Below are 16,461 nucleotides of genomic sequence, written 5' to 3' on the forward strand. Positions count from 1 at the left end.
TCAAAGGGTTGACCTCCTCAACCTTTATTAGCGTGGAGTTTTCTTCGAAGTTGTGGGCGAAGCTTCGAAAGTCCTCGTCGCCGCTACCACGCGGGACGGCCGCCTGGTCTACTTGTCTGCAGTTGCTAAGCCTCAACAGCCGGGGCTAGACGAGGCTCTCGCGAGCCTCCTGAAAAGCTTGGCGTACCACAGCTACGAGGAGCTCCAGGGAGACAGGGTCCTGCTGGAGGCGAAGAAGGCTTTATCGTCGCAGGGCTTCAAGGTGGAGGACCTCGAGCTCTCTGTTTCCTTCAGATGCCCCTCCTGCGGAGCCTCCATAAACTTCTCGCCTGAAACCGTCGTCTACGTGTGCCCCTACTGCGGGTGGAGCGGCGACGTGTACGGGAGGGAGCTACGCGTGAAGGCTTGGCCCCCGGGAGGCAGGGAGAAGCTGGAGGAGATAGTCAGGGGTCTGGGGGGAGTCCTACACGACGCGGTTCTGCGCTACGTGCCCTTCTGGGTCTTCAAGGTGAAGGTAGAGGGCTCGTACGCGGGGACAGCGACGTACACTGTTACCAGGACGGAGTACGTCACGGTGATCCATGAGGGCAGGCCCCGGCAGATCCCGACGACCAGGACGGAGGTTAGGAGGAAGAAGGTTGCGGGCCGCGTGAGCTTCTCTACGGTCAAGGGCGTGGGGGCGCGGGTACTCGCCGAGGTGTTCGGAGGGGAAGGCCTGAAGAGGTGGGTGGAGTACGAGTGGGAGAACAACCCTCCCCCGGAGCTGAGCGCCGAGCAGGTTAAGCCCGTGGCGCAGAGCTTCCTCTCGGCCGAGGTGGACGCGGGGGAGGCGCTCGGCATTGCTAGGAGGGAGATAGACTCCGAAATATACGCAGAGATAGAGAGATCGGCGCGGAGGCAGGTGGAAGGCTCCCTGAAGGAAGTTGCGGTCGAGTCCCTCTCGGTGGACCTCAAGGTAGTCGAGAAGAGCCTCGTCTTCGTCCCGTACTGGTTCTTCACGTACAAAGTGGAGGGAAACCTCTACGCGGGGGCCGTGGCGGGACCGAAAGCCACCCTCCTGAAGGCCGAGCGTCGCATCTCGAACATCGAGAGGGCCGCGAGGCTCGCCGGAGCGTGGATAGCCGTGCTGGCCTCGGGCGCGCTGGCGCAGGTCTCGGTGGGTAGCGACCTCGGCTTCCCGGGCGTCCTAATGGCGTGGGCTATAGGGTTGGTAGGAGCCTACAAGCTCGCCGAGTCGGCGTTCGCCCCGGCGGAGGTGGTAGCGTGACTCTGTGCCCCTACTGCGGTGCGAACGTCGAGAGGAACCCCGGGGAGGTCGTGCTCACGTGCCCCTACTGCGGGACAGCCTTCACCGTCGAGGGCGGGGAGGTCGGAGAGCACCTGATGGGCAGGATTAACTACAGCGTGCAACAGGTATTCGAGAACTTCAAGTCGTGGGCACTCAGGATGCCGGAAACACCGAACGACTTCCTGGAGAAAGCCCTCTTCAAGAGCTACGAGGTACGCTTCTACCCGTTCTGGGTGTTCGTGTTCCAAGCAAGGGTGAGCTACGCGGGCGGCTACGAGGACTTAACGCTACCAGTCCACGTACCGGGCCACACCTCGATGCTGGGCACCCCACTCGAGAAGCTACGCCCCACCCTGGGCGGAAAGGTATTCTACAGCCACAGGTACGTGGTAAACGCTGGCGCAAAGCTCGTCAACCCCGACGTGGGCCCGGAGGACGCCGAGAAGAAAGCCGTAGAGCAGGCTGGAGAAATGGCCCTCGAATCCCTCTCCATAAGGTTCGGCGGGAGGGCCAGGCTTAGGGTAGAGTCCCTCGCCGTGTCGGAGAGGAAGCTCGTCCACCACCCAGTTATCCACGCAACGTACACCTACTCCGGAAGGGAGTACAAATTCATGGCAGACGCCTCGGACTCCAGGATACTCTACGCCGAGATACCGGTAGAGGCGAAGTTCAGAGCCGCGGCTGCCGCTGGCGGCCTCGCCTCGCTGGGACTCGCCCTGGCATCCCTCCTCGCCGCGAGAGACGCACCCATGTTCGCCGCCACATCACTACTAGGCTTCCTGGTCGTAGCCGGAGTCTCGCTCAGCAAAGCCTTCGCTCCCACAGCCGTCGTCACAAAATCCTTCGCTAGTTAGAGGCTAACATATATTAGCCAGAACGGTGGAACTCATACCGTGTCCGACGTCTATAGAAGCGTTTCTAGCAGGCTCCGCCTACTGGAAAAGCTGGAGCTAGTGATACCGGGCTACAGGGGCTACAAGGAGAAGGAGCTCAGGCGCGAGGCGGACCGCCTGATCAGGAGCTACCTGCTCTCCAAGCTGGAGCCGGCGTACAGGGACTTCAAGGGCGCCATGAAGGTAGTCGCGGCGACGGGAGACCCCTCGCTGGCGGCTACGTACAACGAGGTCCAGGCGGTGTTCGACAGGGTGGTGTCGAAGCTGAAGACGATGAGCTACGGGTATACGGGGTTCTTCGACGCTGTGAAGATAGAGGAAAAGGAGCTAGACAAGATGCTGGAGCTCGACTGGAGCCTCGCCTCCTCCGTCGACAAAGTCGTGGAGAAGGCTAGGGCAGTCGCCGCCGCTGAGCCCTCCAAGGTTTCAGCGGCGCTGAACGACCTTAGAGGCGAGCTACTAGCCTTCGAGGACTTGATAGTTAAGAGGGAGAACGCGATTAAGGGTATAGGGTGAGAGCGATGCCTCAAGTAATCGAGTGGGTCAACCCAGGGCCCGACGACATAGTCTGGCGCTACCCCGACGAGAACATAACGTGGGGCGCGCAGCTCATAGTCCACGAGTACGAGGTCGCCGTCTTCTTCCGGGACGGCAAGGCGTACGACGTGCTTGGACCCGGGAGGCACACGCTGACAACGCAGAACCTACCCCTGCTGACGAGGGTGCTGTCCGCCATCGCCGGCTACCCGACAACCCCGTTCAAGGCTACCGTCATATTCGTCTCAACGAAGCAGTTCAGAGGCTTGTTCGGTGGCAGGAGCCAGACGACGGAGCTAGCCCCACTCATGTTCAGGGGTTCCTACTGGTTCAGGGTCGGAGACCCCAAGCTCTTCGTAACCGAGGTCGTCGGAGGCCAAGGGAAGTATACCAGCGCCGAGGTAAACGAGTTCATAAGGGGCTTCATAAACGAGAAGGTAATAAAGCACCTCTCCGGGTACTCCTTGGCGGAGGCGTTCTCGAGCCTCGAGCAGGTATCCTTCAAGACGAAGGCCTTCCTCCTGGAGGAGGTGAGGAGGATAGGCCTCGAGCTCATAGACCTTAAGTTCGAAGCCATAGACACGACCCCCGAGTACAGGGACAGGCTCTTCTGGATAAAGCAGACCGGCGCGGCTGGCTACGTGCTACAAATGGACACAGCGAAGGAAGTCGCCAGGGAGCTTGGCAAATCCCCAGGCGCAGCCGTAGGAGCAGGGGTAGTTATGATACCCCCACTCTTCCAGCCCCCACCACAGCAACCCCTGCCCCAGCAACCTCCCGCCGCCCAGCCGCCGGCCACCAAGACCTGCCCACAGTGCGGGCGCCCGGTACCCTTAGACGCCCTGTTCTGCCCGTACTGTGGCTACCGATTCCAGCCCGCCACGAAGAAGTGCCCCAACTGCGGTAGAGAGGTACCGGCAGACGCCCTCTACTGTCCGTACTGCGGTACGAAGCTCGCCTAGCCCCTCGCGACAGCCTTCAACCCGAGTCTCGCGAAGAACGCGGGGTACCTCAGCGAGAACCCGAGAAGTTCCCTTGGCTCGACGTTCCCAGCTGTCACTCTCTCGAGGAGCTCCAGGGGCGCCGAGGAAAAGACCCTCACCCTCTCCTCCGGCGTCGATTTCTCCAGAAGGCTCAGTATCCTCAGCTGTAACTCCACGTTGAGAGCTAGCCCGCTAGTCTTCAGGTGCTCTTCGAGAGGCTTGCCCTTTGCTATGCTCTCGTAGACCGCTCTCGCGGAGATTAGCCCGGGGCGTATACCCTCGCCCGTCAAAGGCATCACGGCGCCCAGCGCCTCTCCCACGGCTAGCCTGCCTTTACCGGGCTTTAAGCCCCCGCTGGCTATCGGGGAACCGGATACCCGTACAACTTCGCCTCTGACTGTTCTAAGGAGCTCCGCGAGCCTCCTCTCGAGGAACTCCTTCCCAGCCAGCCCCCCTACCCCCACGTGCGCGGCGCGGTCCCCGGCCGGGAAGACCCAGCCGTACCCAACGAGGTCCGAGTAGAAGTACACCCATATCTCCTCGCGCGGAGGCTCCACCCTGACGGTAGCCTGGAGCGCTAGAGCTTTTCTCCCCGGGTACGCCGCGTGCCCCCTCGCGTCTACCACGAGGCTGTACTCCGAGAGCCTGCCGGGAGAAACGCCCACGTGCACCACGTCTACGCCTTCCAGCAGGTACCGTATGAACGCCTCCTTATCGACTATGTCTCCCAGCCTCCTACCGCTGTACTCGTGCAGGAGCCTCCCGTCGACGAAGATCCTGTACCCCCGCACGGTCTCGAGGACGGCGTCCCCGGGGATCCTGAGGACATCGTCGACCGAGTACGGGACTCCCCAGCCGCAGGGCTTCACGGCGAACTTCCTGTTAGCCTCGAAGACGGTTACGTCGTAGCCTTCCTCCGAGAGGAGCCTCGCGAGGTACGCCCCGGAGGGTCCAGCCCCGACTACGGCTATCCTGCCCCCCGTAGCCCCTCCCTTTTTTCACAGTTTCTTTATCTCTTCCTCGATTTCCTCTATTGATAGCTTGCTGAACTGTAGTATTACTTGTACTTTGTCTGGCTCTAGGAGCGTTATTATGGCGTCTTTGTACACGCCTTTAACCAGAGGCCCGTACCTAGCCGTAACCTTCCCAGCCCTCTCAAGCCACTCGGCAACTCTACCCAAACACCCCTCCTCGACAGCGAGCAAGTATGTCTTACTAGAAGCGCAAACAAGGCTCCTAGACTTAACCAGGCACATTGCGAGCCCACCGGGTTAACTATGCCTGGCTATAATAAATGCTTTATATAATGCGCGTTTTTAAGCTTCGGGCGCTTGAGGGGGGCGATGAGCGTAAACCCTGTCGACGCGGCTGTAGGTGCCTCTATACTGCTCGTACCTTCGCTCGTTCTCGGCGTCCTGAAGAAGGACGTAGTTACGGCTTCCCTGGCTACGTTCGCTACCGTCGTCGCCGCGGCCCTACTGCAGTCCAAGGCCGGCGCCGTCTTCAGGGCTGCCCCAGTCGGCGCGTGGACGGGTGTCCAGATCTCGTTGCTAATAGTAGCCGCTATCTACTTCTACAAGGCGTACGAGTCCCTGGGCTACGTCGGGAGGCTCAGGGAAAGCCTGACCTCCGGGAAAGGCGTAGAGGTCTTCCTGGCAGTCTACTTCTCGGGATTCATCGAGAGCATGTCCGGCTACGGCGTCTCCCCCGCCGTGACGGCACCAATCCTGGCGGGGCTGGGCGTGGGAGCCGTGGAGGCAACGCTTCTGCCGATGTTCGGGCACGTGTGGGCAGTCCCCTTCGCCAGCCTCGGCGTCCCAACGCTCGTACTCTCGCAAGTCACGGGGGCTGACGCGGAGAGCTTAGCGGCGTTCACCGCGAGAATCCTCTTCGCCCCCCTCGTCTTGATCCTGGCGCTAGCCCTGCTGGTAGGTAGGGCTAGGCGGCGAGCGGCGCTCGTGGCGCTCGCGTCCTCCGCCCTCCTACCGCTGTTCGCCGTAGCAGGCACCATGGTCGCAGCCTTAACCGGGTTCGCTGGCCTAGTTCTAGGCCTCCTGGCTACCCAGGGCCTAGCCGCTACCCGTAGAACGCTTAGGCTGGTAAGCCCGTACGTTATGCTAGTCGCCTCGGTGATAGCTCTAGGCGCGCTGGGCGCCAGGGGCCTGCTCTGGGTGGCGCTCACCACGGTTGCGGTGTCCCTCGCCGTACAGCTCGCGCACAGAAGGTTCTCCCGGGAAGCGGCGGTATCGGCGTTATCCATGACGAAGAGGTCGGTGGTCGCCGTTATCCTCTTCTCGGCCGTGGCGGAAGTCTCGAAGCAGGCTGGCTACACGGTGGCGCTAGCCGAAGTAGTGGCGGTGACCGCTGGGAAGGCTTACCTCCCCCTCGTCCCCGTGGTCGCCGTTCTCGGAGCGTTCATAACTGGTAGCGCGACTAACAGCAACCTGCTCCTAGGCCTCTTGCAGAAGACTTTCGGCGAGCTAGCCGGGGTAGACCAGTCTCTGGTTCTCGCGCTCCAGAACGCGGGAGCGGGTCTGGGAAGCGGGATAGCGCCGGCGAAGATATCCGTAGCCGCCTCGACGACCGGTGGTAAACGCGTCGAAGCGGAGGTCTTCCGGCGCGTCGTCCCGGTGATCGCGTTGCTAGTAGCGCCCCTATCGATCCTAGCGGTGCTCGCGTGCATGGCTAAGGCTTGAACCCCCGCTTCTCGCGCGAATGCTTAATAGGGCTCTCGGCGCATCTAGACCGAGGTGTACATGAAGGCTTCGCGCCTGCTCGCCGCGCTTGCCGCGTTGCTGGCCGTGGTACTGGTAGTCGCAGTGCTTCAGACCGGGGAGAGCCCGGAGAAGGTTATCGTCGACGCTAGGAACAGGTTGCTCGGCTCTAAGGGCTGGGTCTTCGAGGAACGCGTGAACTTCACGAAGGGCTGGGTCAGGGTGCTCGTAAGCGGCACCGTGGATCTAGGGTCCCACACCTTAAACACCACGGTGGTTGTTTTAAGGGGGTCTCAGCCGTCCCTAAGCGTCATCTACTCGAACAGGAGCGTCACTCTGGTAAACCTGGGGGGAGGGTGGGCGAGGGCTGGGGAGGGGTGGAGGGTTAACGACACGGTCATTTACCGCCTCCTGGAGCTCGCGCGGGCCTCTCCGGAGAAGCACTTGAAGCCGTCAGCGAAGGGGTTTACGGTGTTCTTCGGGGGTGGGTGCACGGACACGTGCACGGGGCTCTACCAGTACTTGTTAAGGCTCGCTGGGCTGGAGGGCTCCAACCCCACCAGCTATAAAGGTGTTCTCACAGTGGAGGAGGGGTACCCCCGCGCAGTCTACGTGGAGTTCTACGAGGGAGGCGAGGCTACGTGTAGCCTCCTATACTCCCTGAGACCCCTAAATGTGTAAAAATATAAGGGTGCGTGCCTCGATTAAGCGATGGCGCCTTCCGCGAAAGATCTGCTGGAGCTCTTCAAGGTGAAGCAGACCGCGTTGCTACTAGTCACGGGGGTATGCGCTTACCTCGAAGGCGCGGGGAAACCAGACCCGGCTACGCTTGTCTTAGCGTCTCTCTCCATGTTCCTGTCCATAGCTGGAACCACGGGCTTCAACATGGTCCTAGACGCCGACATAGACTCCGCGATGTTTAGAACCAGGAACAGACCTCTACCCGCGAGGAGGATGAGCGCGAAGGACGCTGTCCTCGCCAGCTCAGCGGCCCTAGCCGCGGGCCTCGCCGCTGGGGTAGCGGTCAACCCCTACGTTTTCGTAGCGGGGCTCCTGGGCTTCCTGATAGACATAGCGGTGTACACCGTCCTGCTCAAGAGGAAGAGCCCTTGGAGCGTTGTCTTCGGGGGCTTCGCGGGCGGCATGCCGGCGCTGGGCGGCTGGGCGGCGGCCACGGGGGGATTCGGCTACCAGGGGGTGCTGCTCATGCTCCTCGTAGCGGTCTGGAGCTCCCTGCACATATGGACGCTGAGCACGTACTACTCCGAGGACTACAGGAGGGCTGGCGTCCCGATGCTACCCGCAGTCTACGGGGAGAGGGCGGGTGTTGTTGCTTCTCTTGCCGCGGCTGTCGCCGTGTTCCTAGTGGCATTCCTGGCGTTCAGGGCCGGCTTGATCTCTGCGGTGGGCTTCGCGGTGGCGGCAGTCCCCCTGGTACTGGCGGTGGCGGTGCTTCTGAAGGGTCTTGTCAGCGGGGAGTACAGGGAGAAAGCGTACAGGGCTTTCAAGCTTGTAAACATCTTCATGGGGCTATTCTTCGTCTTGCTGGTGCTTACCTAGCACCCGTCGTACACGCTTAACTCGTACCTAAGCATTTTCTCGAACCCCCCGCTGAACCAGAACCTACCGTACACGCAGCGCCCCTCCAAAACCCGAGGAAGCCACACCCTGTCGTCCTCCCACATCTCGTCGTAGGGTATCTCCCCCACTTTGAACCACGTCGGGACAGCCTCATCGGAGGGTCTCGCTTCGCCCGCGAAATCCCTGGACACGAAGACGTGCACGATTATCTCGGGTTCCTCGCCGCCGGCGTAGAACTCCAGTAGACCCCTGTAGGAAAGCCCCTTCACCTCAACCCCCGTCTCCTCGAGAACCTCCCTCATCGCGGCGCGCCAGATGTCCTCGCCTTCCTCGACTTTCCCGCCGACGCCGTTGTACTTCCCCGCCCCGAATCCTCTTAGCTTGCGTATAAGCAGTACCTCGTCCCCCCTGAGCAGGTAGCATAGAGTAGCGATCCACACGAGGGTGGAAGCGTCTTAAGGTATAAAAATCGATTTTTATGCTCGCGCAACGAGGGTGCTTAACAGTATCCCGGCTATGTAGAGAAGCCCGAAGTTCTGCACGAGTTGCGCCGTGAGGGGGTCCGCAGTCTCCGGTATCTTCTCCCTGAAAGCCTTGCACAGCCTGAAGGCCTGCGGCAAGGAGAGGAGGGCTAGGAGGGAGCCGAGCGGTAGCACGCCGAGCAACACTAGGGCAATCGTTGCGGCGTAGGCCGAAAACACTTCGAAGGCGTAGAAAGCCAGCCCCCTAGAGCGTCCCAGCACGACGGCGAGAGTTACAGCCCCCCTACTGGAGTCGAACTCTATGTCTCTCAGGTTGTTCGCAGTGAGCACTGCGGCCACCAGAAGGCCCACCGGGATGCCCGCTAGCACCGGTAGAAGGGAAAGCTCCCCCGTGAGCACGTAGAAAGTCCCCAGCCACATGAAGACGCCCCAGCTCAGGAATACTCCGAGCTCCCCCAAAGCCCTGTACTTGAGGCCGGGCGGACCCGAGTACGTGAAGAGTAGCACGACCCCGGTGAGCGCCAGCAGGACTACCACGACCTGGCGTACAAGCGCTAACGCAAAGGCGAAGGCAAGCCCACCCGCCATCAACGCCAAGCCGAAGTTACGCACCTGCCCCGCTGACATCTTCCCGGCGATGATGGGGTGCGGTCTGTAGCGAGTAGTCGGAGCCCCCTCGACGTCCACGCCCCTAACTGTGTCGTAGTAGTCGTTCAGCACGTTTGCAGACGCGTGGAGCAACGTTACCCCGAGAAGCGTGGCGGCGTAGAGCAAGGGGTCGAAGCTACGCGCAAGGTAGTACGTGTAAGCAGCCGCCCCCGTTATCGATATAGCCGTCATTACGAAGGACCATGGCCTCGTAAAGATGAAGAGTTCTTTCAGCCTCACGCCGCAGAAGACCTCCATGCATACATAAAACCTTTGCGTGCAAGAAGGGGAGAAAAAGAAAAGCCGGCTTTCTCGGGACTTCGTCGAAGAACCGCATAGAATGCGCCCTGCTAGGGCACGAGAATAAAGGGGTAAGAACCACCAGGGAAAGGCGCCCGGCCCTCTCCTTAGCGTGCTACACGAGGCGCGCGCAGCGTGTAAAAAAGTTTTAATTCCCGAGGGTTTTTCTCGTTTCCCCGTGGGTGGATGGCTGGGGAGGGTTAGGGAGTCCCTTGGAAGGGTTCCTAGGAACATCAAGGTGCTAGCGCTAGGCTGGCTCGTCTGGTCGCCGGTACAGGCGATGGCGGGGCCGTACACGCAGCTCTACGTTAGCCGCCTGGGGGCATCTCCCGAGGACATCTCGCTGGTGCAGTCAGCAACGCAAGTGGCGAACGCGCTTTCAAGGATAGTCGGCGGCTTCCTCTCGGACAGGTACGGTAGGAAGAGGGTTCTGTGGGTGGGGACGTTCCTCGTAGCGCTCGCATACCTCTTGATGAGCGTTGCAACCGACTGGCGGAGCTACGCCATTGCCAGCGTGCTCAACGGCTTCGCCCTCTTTTACCAGCCTGCGCTCGAAGGGATACAGGCGGACTCGGTTCCCTTGCACCTCAGGGGGAGGATGAACGCACTCCTACACCTGGTGCCGGGCCTGGCATCCTCGCTGTCCCCGCTCGGCGGAGCCGCATTGGTAAATGCTTACGGGCTCGTCGGCGGCGTGAGGGTGATATTCTTCCTCTCGTTCGTTACCGGCGTAGCCATCGCGGTTGCAAGGCTACTATGGATAGAGGAGACCCTCGAGCCGAGGGGCTCCGGGGTAAACATGCTCGAATCCTACGTGGACGCCTTGAGGCACGTGTCCCGCGATGTCTACACGCTGATAACGCTGGACACCCTCTTCAACCTCGTGGGCGCGATGTCCTTCCTCTCGAACTACTACATGTACTACTACCTCGGGGTCGACAAGAGCGAGCTAGCCATGCTGGCCTCCCTGGGAAGCCTCGTGAACCTAGGCCTGCTGATACCCGCCGGGAGGGCTGTGGACACCAGGGGGAGGAACTTCTCGATAACCCTGGGCTTCCTGATGGGCACGCTGAGCCAGCTATTCTTCGTCCTCTCCCCGCCATCCTCCAGCTTCACGCTACCGGCACTCATCGTCTCCACGCTTTTCGGAGCGGTGGGAGGAGCCTTCTACGGGCTCGCGTACTCGTCTCTCAGGGCGGACCTCGTAGCGAAAGAGTACAGGGGGAGGATCTACGCCCTCTGGGGGCTCGCGCCGGCGGCGAGCTGGAGCCTAGGCGCGTACATAGGGGGGTGGATGTACAGCAACCTGGGGCCCCAAACCCCCTTCGTTGCCAGCTTCATGCTCAGAGTCCTGCTCACCCCGCTCGCCCTCACCCTCTTCGGGAAGCTCACGAGGAAAGTCGACCTAGCGTTGCGAAACGTCGAGGGAAGCTAAACCCCCACCTTGATCACGTAGGGAGGCCTCCTCTTGTGCTCGCTCCTCCTGTGGAGCTCGAGAACTCTCTCCACGAGCTCCCTGCCGACGCCCAGCATGCCCGGCACTTCGGATGGGTCTACCCCCCTGTCGAAGAGCAGGTAGAGGATCTTGTCTGCAACCTCGTAGGTGAGCTTCAGCTCCTCCTCGGCTACGTGCCCGGGCCACAGCCGCGGGCTACTCGGCTTGAATGCTATCCTCTCGGGTAGCCCGAGGTGCAACCCGAGCCTGCGGACCTGCGTCTTGTAGAGGTCCCCTATCGGGAGCACGTCGACCCCGCCGTCGCCGTACTTCGTGAAGTAGCCCAGGAGGAGCTCGCTCTTATCCCCCGTGCCGATAACCAGGCTGTTCCTCCTGTACGCCCGCGCGTGGAGAATGCACATCCTCACCCTAGCCGCGAGGTTCCCCCTCTCAACCCTTGTGAGCGGGCCCAGGCTCTCCTCGAACCTGGACAGTATAGGCTCTATGTCGACTGTCTCCACGTTCCCGCCGGGTAAACCGGCGATCCTCACGACCTCGTAGGCATCGCGCAGATCCTCCTCCGGCGTCGCGCTCGAAGGCATGATCAACGCGTAGGTATTCTCGGGCCCCAGCGCCCTCGCAGTCAGCAACAAGGTTACGGCGCTGTCAACCCCTCCGCTGACGCCGACAACTCCCCCGCTCTTCCCAGCCTCCTCGAAGACGTACCGCCTAAGCTCCCGGGTTATAACCTCCTCTACTACCCTCCAGTCGAGCTCCGGCAAGACGCCTCCCGAGACACCCATACAGGCTCCCGGACCATCATAGATCCTGGGGACGTATATAGGTAGCGTGCGCGCGCTGAGCCAAGGGGACAGTCTTTCTGGTTGACGAGAAACGTTGAGCGCGCGTCACGCTTAGAGTTGCTCGGTACCCCAAGCCTTTTTAAGCGGCGAAGTGCGAAAAATGACTTGGTAGGAGGATGTCGCGCGTCAGCAGGGTTAACCTGGAGAAGTTGAGGAGTTTCACCTCGAAGACTGGGCTGTACTCGTGGGAGGAGAGGGAGGGCAGGGTCACCGTTACGTTCTCGTCTGTCGCGCTGGAGGAGGTTCTCGGCGAGAACGCCGAGATAAAGATCAGCGGCTTCAAGGAAGGAGAGGACCTCGTGGTGGACAGGGTTGTAATCGTGCGTGGGGGGCAACGGGAAGAGGTGGATCCCAAGGTTCTCGAGGGGTGGCTGAGGTACATAGAGCAGAGCGAGAAGCGCGGTGTGACTTAACGGTAAGTTTTACACTGCTTATTTATAACCGGCCAAGGGTTATTTCCTTGATGAAGCTGGTATACCTGGTATTGGACGGCGTTGCTGACAAGCCGGAGGATGGTCCAACGTCGCTCGAGGTTGCCAGGAAGCCCGCCCTCGACGGGGTCGCCTCCAAGTCTGCGTGCGGCCTCGTATACACGGTGGGCAGGGGGGTTGCGCCGGAGAGCGACGCTGCCGTCTTCTCCATACTGGGCTACGACCCCCACACCGAGTACACGGGTAGGGGGCCCATAGAGGCTGTGGGCGCCGGCCTAGAGATAAGGGAGGGCTTCGAGGTCGCCTTCAGGGCAAACTTCGCGACTGTAGACCCCGAAACGAGGAGGATTATCGACAGGAGGTGCGGGAGGAACCTCTCGAGCGAGGAGGCCCGCGAGCTCGCGCGGGCACTGGACGGCGTGGACCTCGGGGTGCACGACGGGTACGCGCGTGTAGTGGCGACGGTCGGGCATAGAGCTGTCGTCGTCATCGGGAGTAGGTCGAGGAGGCTCTCGGACAACGTGGGCAACACGGACCCCGCTTACGAGAAGAGGGGCTACGTATCCGTAGCGAAGCCCAGCTTTGAGCCGTTCGTGGCGGAGGCGCGCCCCCTCGACGACTCGGAGGAGGCTAGGCGGACGGCGGACCTCGTGAATGCCTTCACCGAGCTCTCCATAAGGGTTCTCCGAGGCCACCCCGTGAACATGGCGAGGGCCAGGGAGGGGAAGCTACCGGCGAACGCGATACTCTTGAGGGACTCCGGGGGGAGGCTTCCGAGGCTCCAGAGGATAAGCGAGAAGTACGGGTTGCGCTTCGGCGCAGTCGCCGAGATGCCCGTCGAGATAGGCATTGCGCGGATACTGGGGATGGACATGGCGAGCGTCCCGCCGCCCAGCGAGGACAAAGCCAAGGACTACGCCGACAGGCTTGAAGCCACCCTGAAGCTACTCGAGAGGAACGACGTGGTATACGTCCACCTGAAGGGGCCCGACGAGCCGGGCCACGACGGGGACCTTAAGAGGAAGGTTGAAGCAATAGAGGCTATCGACAAGTACTACCTGGCGCCGCTCCTAAGGGAGATAGACCCCGCCACCACGGCGCTACTCGTAACTGCAGACCACGCCACGCCTTACACCAGAAAATCCCACACGGACGACCCGGTACCCCTAGCCCTGATGGCTCCCGGAGTAACGCCCGACGGCGTCCCGAGGTTCACGGAGAAAGAGTGCTCCCGAGGCTCCCTCGGAGTCTTCGAGCACGGCTACGAGGTGCTCCCGCGGCTCCTGGAGAGGCTTAGGAGGGTCTACGCTTAAGGTGGGTCTCGCAGTACTCGTCTCCCCTCAAGACGCACTTCTTTTCCTCAACCCAGACCTCCCCGTACGGTGCGCCCCAAAGCCCGCTGACAAGCCCTGCGAGCATCCCCTTCGTTATGAACTCGGCTGGGACCTCCGTCCCCTTCAAGGCCTTCGCCTCCGTGCCGTCGTAGACCTTTACCACCACTTCTCTCTCGCTGTAGCTGGAAACCTTGAACACGCCTAAACCGAAGACTCTCAGAATCTCCTCTACGAGGAGGAGCCTGTCCTCCAGCTTGCTACTCTTCGGGGCTATGTACTCGTCGAACACCCTCCTAGCCGCCTGGAAGGACGAGTAAAAGAGTATACCGCCGTAGCCGTCTCCAAGCTTCCTCCACCCACCCAGTATGAACCCCCTCAGGAACTCCTCGTCGAAGAAGACGACCCTCTTCTCGTCGAAAAGCAGAGGGAAGCTCCACAAGTCCATCGCGAAGCCGTCGAATAGCGGCGGCGCAGTCTCCACACTGAGGACGTGGGGCAGGGAGCTGAGGGAGGATACGAGGTCGCGTAGCTCCCCCATCCTACCGGTCAGGTCGGCCGCCAACACCACCCTTCCGGGCTCGCTGATACCCGGGCGGCTACCCGAGACTTTAAAAGTTAAGATGCTAACGTTTGCCCTCCTGAATACTTCCAATATTCTCTCCAGGACGCCTACTTCCTCCAGTGCCGCGGGGCTTAACGAGATATTGAAGAAGACAGGGGTTTTACCCACGGCATAAACGGTCCTACCCACCCGGTAGGGTTTGTATTTCTCCATACGTTACATTGTTTTAGCGACGTTGCTTATAAATTTTTTATGAGCTTTAACTTATGTAAACGGTAAGAATCTCGAAGTTTTAGCGTTAGCTATGCGCGTTACCGCGGAGACCCCTAGCCTACGCGTACTGCTACAGTATCTTCAGCTTTTTCCCGGTCACTATGCCCGGCAGGAAGGACTTCTGGAGCTTCTCGGCTGCCAAGTTGCAGTCGTCGAGGAGGAGGCGTATTCTCTCCCTCTTCTCCGGCATTTTTTCGAGCTCGCGTATAAGCGGCTTGATATCTTGTTCAAGCATTCTCCTAGCGATTTCCCCCACGAGGTCCGTGATATTTTTCTCAGAGTAGTAAAGCTTCTTTCTACCGCTCCTAACGAACGACACAAACCCCAGCCCCGTTAAGAAGGCGAGAGCCGAGCTAACCTGGCTCAGGCTGTACCCAGTAGCCTTGACCAGCTCTAGCTGTGAAAGCGGGTGCTCGGAGAGGACTAGCACGGCTAGAACCTTGGACGCCGCCTCTCCAAGCTCGAGCCTGGATATAAGCCTGGCCAAGAGGTTTACAGCCGCGTCGGGCATCGAGACTCGAAAGAAAGACCCCGGAATCCTTAATATGTTTTTAGGTCTATGCCTTAGACGCGTGTGTACGCTTAATCCTAGTCTTCTCGCGCGTGGTTAGATCAGCCCCAGCCTCCTGAACTCCTCGGCGTCCTCCTCGACGCCGCCGTCAGTCCTCGCACTCCGCTTTAGGCTCCAGGCATGCATTGGCAAAACAGCCAGGAAAAAACGCCGCCTATTTTTCCCACTAGAAGCGCGCCATACGGGGGATGGAAAAACCTTTGATTGTGAAGAGGTTTTTCGCTTCTCTAAGCTTCGCGTATGTAGTGGAGGGTTGCCACGATTGCGCTTGCGCCTATGAACAAGGCACCGGCGAGCTCGAGTATGGCTACGGAGGGCCAGCCTACCGTCGCTTCAATGAGTGTTCCCAGCGGTACGGGGACGAGCCCTAGTGCGAGCAGAGCCGTGCCTACAGCCTTTCTACCGCTCAGGAGTAGGGCTATGCCGAGAGCCGTTGATGCGATGAACGACTGCAAGTAGAACCAGAGGCTCACGAACGTGTGTGGCTTCGTGCCGCTCGGGTAGTACCCTATCAGGAAGAGGAACACGCCGGCTACGAATAGTAGGCCCGCGGCGAATGACTCGTACTTGGTCTTCGAGGCTAGGAGCACCCCGAACGAGTAGACGACGACCAGAAGCCCCATAGCCATGAGCCCGTAGTTGAATATCCACGGATTCGCCGCCCTGGGGCCTCCGAGGTCGCTGAAGGCATGCTTGTAGAGGCTCCACCAGGGGTTGCTGGACGCCGAGAAGTACACGACGACTGGGAACGCTGCGAATGCTAGGGGGCCTGCCAGTAGCAGGGTTTTTACGAGGTTTTTCACATAAACAAGTTAAACTAAAGAATCTTAAATCTTTCCGCGCGCCTCGCACCCGTGAAGCCCAGGAAGTCTCTAAGTGTGTCCCTGGTAGCGCTCTGCGCCGCTCTCTACGCGGTGTTAGGCTACCTGACCTACCTAGGGCTCTTCGCCCCCGTGATAGGGACAGTCAGGTTTTGGCCCTCGGTCTTCGTCCCGGCGACGTTCGCGGTAGCCTTCTCCCCGCTCATAGGAGGGCTGGGCGCCGCTATAGGTATATTCATAAGCGATATGGCGGTGCACGGTAACCCCTTGCTGAGCCTGTCCGTGGGGGTTCCGGCGAACTTCCTCGGATTCTACGCGGTGGGGGCGGTCTACAGGCTCGCCAGGGACGAGCGGAGGGTACTGGCCGGGATAGCGGTGGAGCTCGTGGCCACGGTCCTAGCCCTGTCGGCGCTGTACTACGCGCGCATCCTCGACGAATCCTTCGTCGTCGCGTCTGCCGTTGCCCTAGCCTTCACGGTGACCCCCATGGTCGTCGCGAGGCAGAGCAGGAGGATAGTGTTCGCGGGGTCGACGGGGCTCATGCTGGGCTCGGCCATAATAGGGGTCGGCGTGTGGGCCTACAGCCAGTTCTTCGTGCTCCCCACGGGGCAGGCGCAGCTACCGGCGTGGGCGGCGCTGGTATGGTTCGTGTGGACCTACCTCACGGAGATACCCTTCATAGCCCTCTTCGTGCCCCCGACCGTCAGGGTTCTCGAGAAGGCGGGGCTGGTGTTCGAGGAGTAAG

The 16,461-nt window shown here is 60.8% G+C and carries 19 protein-coding genes and 1 pseudogene; 11 read left to right on the forward strand and 9 right to left on the reverse strand.

Annotation, left to right across the window (positions count from 1 at the left end; all coding sequences use genetic code 11):
* Positions 1-52: 52 nt before the first annotated feature.
* Genes TPEN_RS05320 through TPEN_RS05335 form a run of 4 tightly spaced genes read left to right on the forward strand, consistent with a single transcriptional unit; the run spans position 53 to position 3,680 of the window.
* On the forward strand, positions 53-1,267 hold the full coding sequence (locus TPEN_RS05320; protein ID WP_011752697.1) for a TFIIB-type zinc ribbon-containing protein: 1,215 nt from the start codon (positions 53-55) through the stop codon (positions 1,265-1,267).
* On the forward strand, positions 1,264-2,142 hold the full coding sequence (locus TPEN_RS05325) for a TFIIB-type zinc ribbon-containing protein (RefSeq protein WP_011752698.1): 879 nt from the start codon (positions 1,264-1,266) through the stop codon (positions 2,140-2,142). The genes TPEN_RS05320 and TPEN_RS05325 overlap by 4 nt, the downstream gene beginning before the upstream one ends.
* 39 nt (positions 2,143-2,181) lie before the next feature.
* Positions 2,182-2,697 carry a hypothetical protein gene (locus TPEN_RS05330; RefSeq protein WP_011752699.1) on the forward strand — a complete coding sequence of 172 codons (516 nt, stop codon included), beginning with the start codon at positions 2,182-2,184 and terminating at the stop codon, positions 2,695-2,697.
* Positions 2,698-2,702: 5 nt separating this feature from the next.
* Positions 2,703-3,680 carry an SPFH domain-containing protein gene (locus TPEN_RS05335; protein ID WP_011752700.1) on the forward strand — a complete coding sequence of 326 codons (978 nt, stop codon included), beginning with the start codon at positions 2,703-2,705 and terminating at the stop codon, positions 3,678-3,680.
* Here the strand turns inward: TPEN_RS05335 and TPEN_RS05340 are convergent.
* From TPEN_RS05340 to TPEN_RS05345, 3 genes and pseudogenes are all read right to left on the reverse strand, one after another.
* Positions 3,677-4,570: a geranylgeranyl reductase family protein gene (locus TPEN_RS05340; RefSeq protein ID WP_011752701.1), complete on the reverse strand. Its 894-nt coding sequence runs from the start codon at positions 4,568-4,570 to the stop codon at positions 3,677-3,679. The genes TPEN_RS05335 and TPEN_RS05340 overlap by 4 nt on opposite strands.
* Positions 4,571-4,672: pseudogene (locus TPEN_RS10185) on the reverse strand (NAD(P)-binding protein); the annotation flags it as partial.
* A gap of 27 nt (positions 4,673-4,699) precedes the next feature.
* On the reverse strand, positions 4,700-4,957 hold the full coding sequence (locus TPEN_RS05345) for a hypothetical protein (RefSeq protein WP_011752702.1): 258 nt from the start codon (positions 4,955-4,957) through the stop codon (positions 4,700-4,702).
* 87 nt (positions 4,958-5,044) lie between these two features.
* On the opposite strand from TPEN_RS05345, the gene TPEN_RS05350 reads away from it, so the two are divergent.
* The 3 genes from TPEN_RS05350 to cyoE are packed head-to-tail and all read left to right on the forward strand — an operon-like array spanning position 5,045 to position 7,975.
* Positions 5,045-6,397: an L-lactate permease gene (locus tag TPEN_RS05350; RefSeq protein ID WP_011752703.1), complete on the forward strand. Its 1,353-nt coding sequence runs from the start codon at positions 5,045-5,047 to the stop codon at positions 6,395-6,397.
* A gap of 60 nt (positions 6,398-6,457) precedes the next feature.
* Positions 6,458-7,096: a hypothetical protein gene (locus tag TPEN_RS05355; RefSeq protein ID WP_011752704.1), complete on the forward strand. Its 639-nt coding sequence runs from the start codon at positions 6,458-6,460 to the stop codon at positions 7,094-7,096.
* 30 nt (positions 7,097-7,126) lie between these two features.
* Positions 7,127-7,975: a heme o synthase gene (gene cyoE, locus TPEN_RS05360; RefSeq protein WP_011752705.1), complete on the forward strand. Its 849-nt coding sequence runs from the start codon at positions 7,127-7,129 to the stop codon at positions 7,973-7,975.
* On the opposite strand, the gene TPEN_RS05365 is transcribed toward cyoE, so the two are convergent.
* On the reverse strand, positions 7,972-8,436 hold the full coding sequence (locus TPEN_RS05365; protein ID WP_011752706.1) for an 8-oxo-dGTP diphosphatase: 465 nt from the start codon (positions 8,434-8,436) through the stop codon (positions 7,972-7,974). The two genes, cyoE and TPEN_RS05365, sit on opposite strands and share 4 nt — an antisense overlap.
* A 36-nt stretch (positions 8,437-8,472) precedes the next feature.
* The gene (locus TPEN_RS05370; protein WP_011752707.1) at positions 8,473-9,384 is read right to left on the reverse strand and encodes a prenyltransferase; all 912 of its coding nucleotides are present in this window, start codon (positions 9,382-9,384) and stop codon (positions 8,473-8,475) included.
* Positions 9,385-9,604: 220 nt separating this feature from the next.
* Between TPEN_RS05370 and TPEN_RS05375 the strand changes: the two genes are divergently transcribed.
* A complete protein-coding gene (locus TPEN_RS05375) occupies positions 9,605-10,861 on the forward strand; it encodes an MFS transporter (protein WP_052885186.1) in 1,257 nt (418 codons plus the stop codon).
* Here the strand turns inward: TPEN_RS05375 and TPEN_RS05380 are convergent.
* On the reverse strand, positions 10,858-11,664 hold the full coding sequence (locus TPEN_RS05380; RefSeq protein WP_011752709.1) for an NAD+ synthase: 807 nt from the start codon (positions 11,662-11,664) through the stop codon (positions 10,858-10,860). The two genes, TPEN_RS05375 and TPEN_RS05380, sit on opposite strands and share 4 nt — an antisense overlap.
* A gap of 176 nt (positions 11,665-11,840) precedes the next feature.
* Here TPEN_RS05380 and TPEN_RS05385 point away from each other — a divergent pair, with 176 nt between their 5' ends.
* Together TPEN_RS05385 and TPEN_RS05390 are read left to right on the forward strand one after the other, a co-directional pair.
* Complete coding sequence (locus TPEN_RS05385) at positions 11,841-12,137, forward strand: hypothetical protein (protein WP_011752710.1); 297 nt, start codon at positions 11,841-11,843, stop codon at positions 12,135-12,137.
* Positions 12,138-12,187: 50 nt separating this feature from the next.
* The gene (locus TPEN_RS05390) at positions 12,188-13,468 is read left to right on the forward strand and encodes a BPG-independent phosphoglycerate mutase family protein (protein WP_011752711.1); all 1,281 of its coding nucleotides are present in this window, start codon (positions 12,188-12,190) and stop codon (positions 13,466-13,468) included.
* Here TPEN_RS05390 and TPEN_RS05395 read toward each other — a convergent pair.
* The 3 genes from TPEN_RS05395 to TPEN_RS05405 form a co-directional block, all read right to left on the reverse strand.
* Positions 13,449-14,264: a 4-vinyl reductase gene (locus tag TPEN_RS05395; protein ID WP_011752712.1), complete on the reverse strand. Its 816-nt coding sequence runs from the start codon at positions 14,262-14,264 to the stop codon at positions 13,449-13,451. The two genes, TPEN_RS05390 and TPEN_RS05395, sit on opposite strands and share 20 nt — an antisense overlap.
* Before the next feature lie 130 nt (positions 14,265-14,394).
* A complete protein-coding gene (locus TPEN_RS05400; RefSeq protein ID WP_011752713.1) occupies positions 14,395-14,835 on the reverse strand; it encodes a MarR family transcriptional regulator in 441 nt (146 codons plus the stop codon).
* Positions 14,836-15,122: 287 nt separating this feature from the next.
* Positions 15,123-15,698 (reverse strand): DUF998 domain-containing protein, encoded by a 576-nt coding sequence (locus TPEN_RS05405; protein WP_011752714.1) that lies wholly within the window; start codon positions 15,696-15,698, stop codon positions 15,123-15,125.
* A gap of 51 nt (positions 15,699-15,749) precedes the next feature.
* On the opposite strand from TPEN_RS05405, the gene TPEN_RS05410 reads away from it, so the two are divergent.
* Complete coding sequence (locus TPEN_RS05410; protein ID WP_245534141.1) at positions 15,750-16,460, forward strand: hypothetical protein; 711 nt, start codon at positions 15,750-15,752, stop codon at positions 16,458-16,460.
* Position 16,461 lies beyond the last annotated feature (1 nt).

Origin of the sequence: Thermofilum pendens Hrk 5 (assembly GCF_000015225.1) — an archaeon.
Taxonomy (GTDB): Archaea; Thermoproteota; Thermoprotei; order Thermofilales; family Thermofilaceae; genus Thermofilum; species Thermofilum pendens.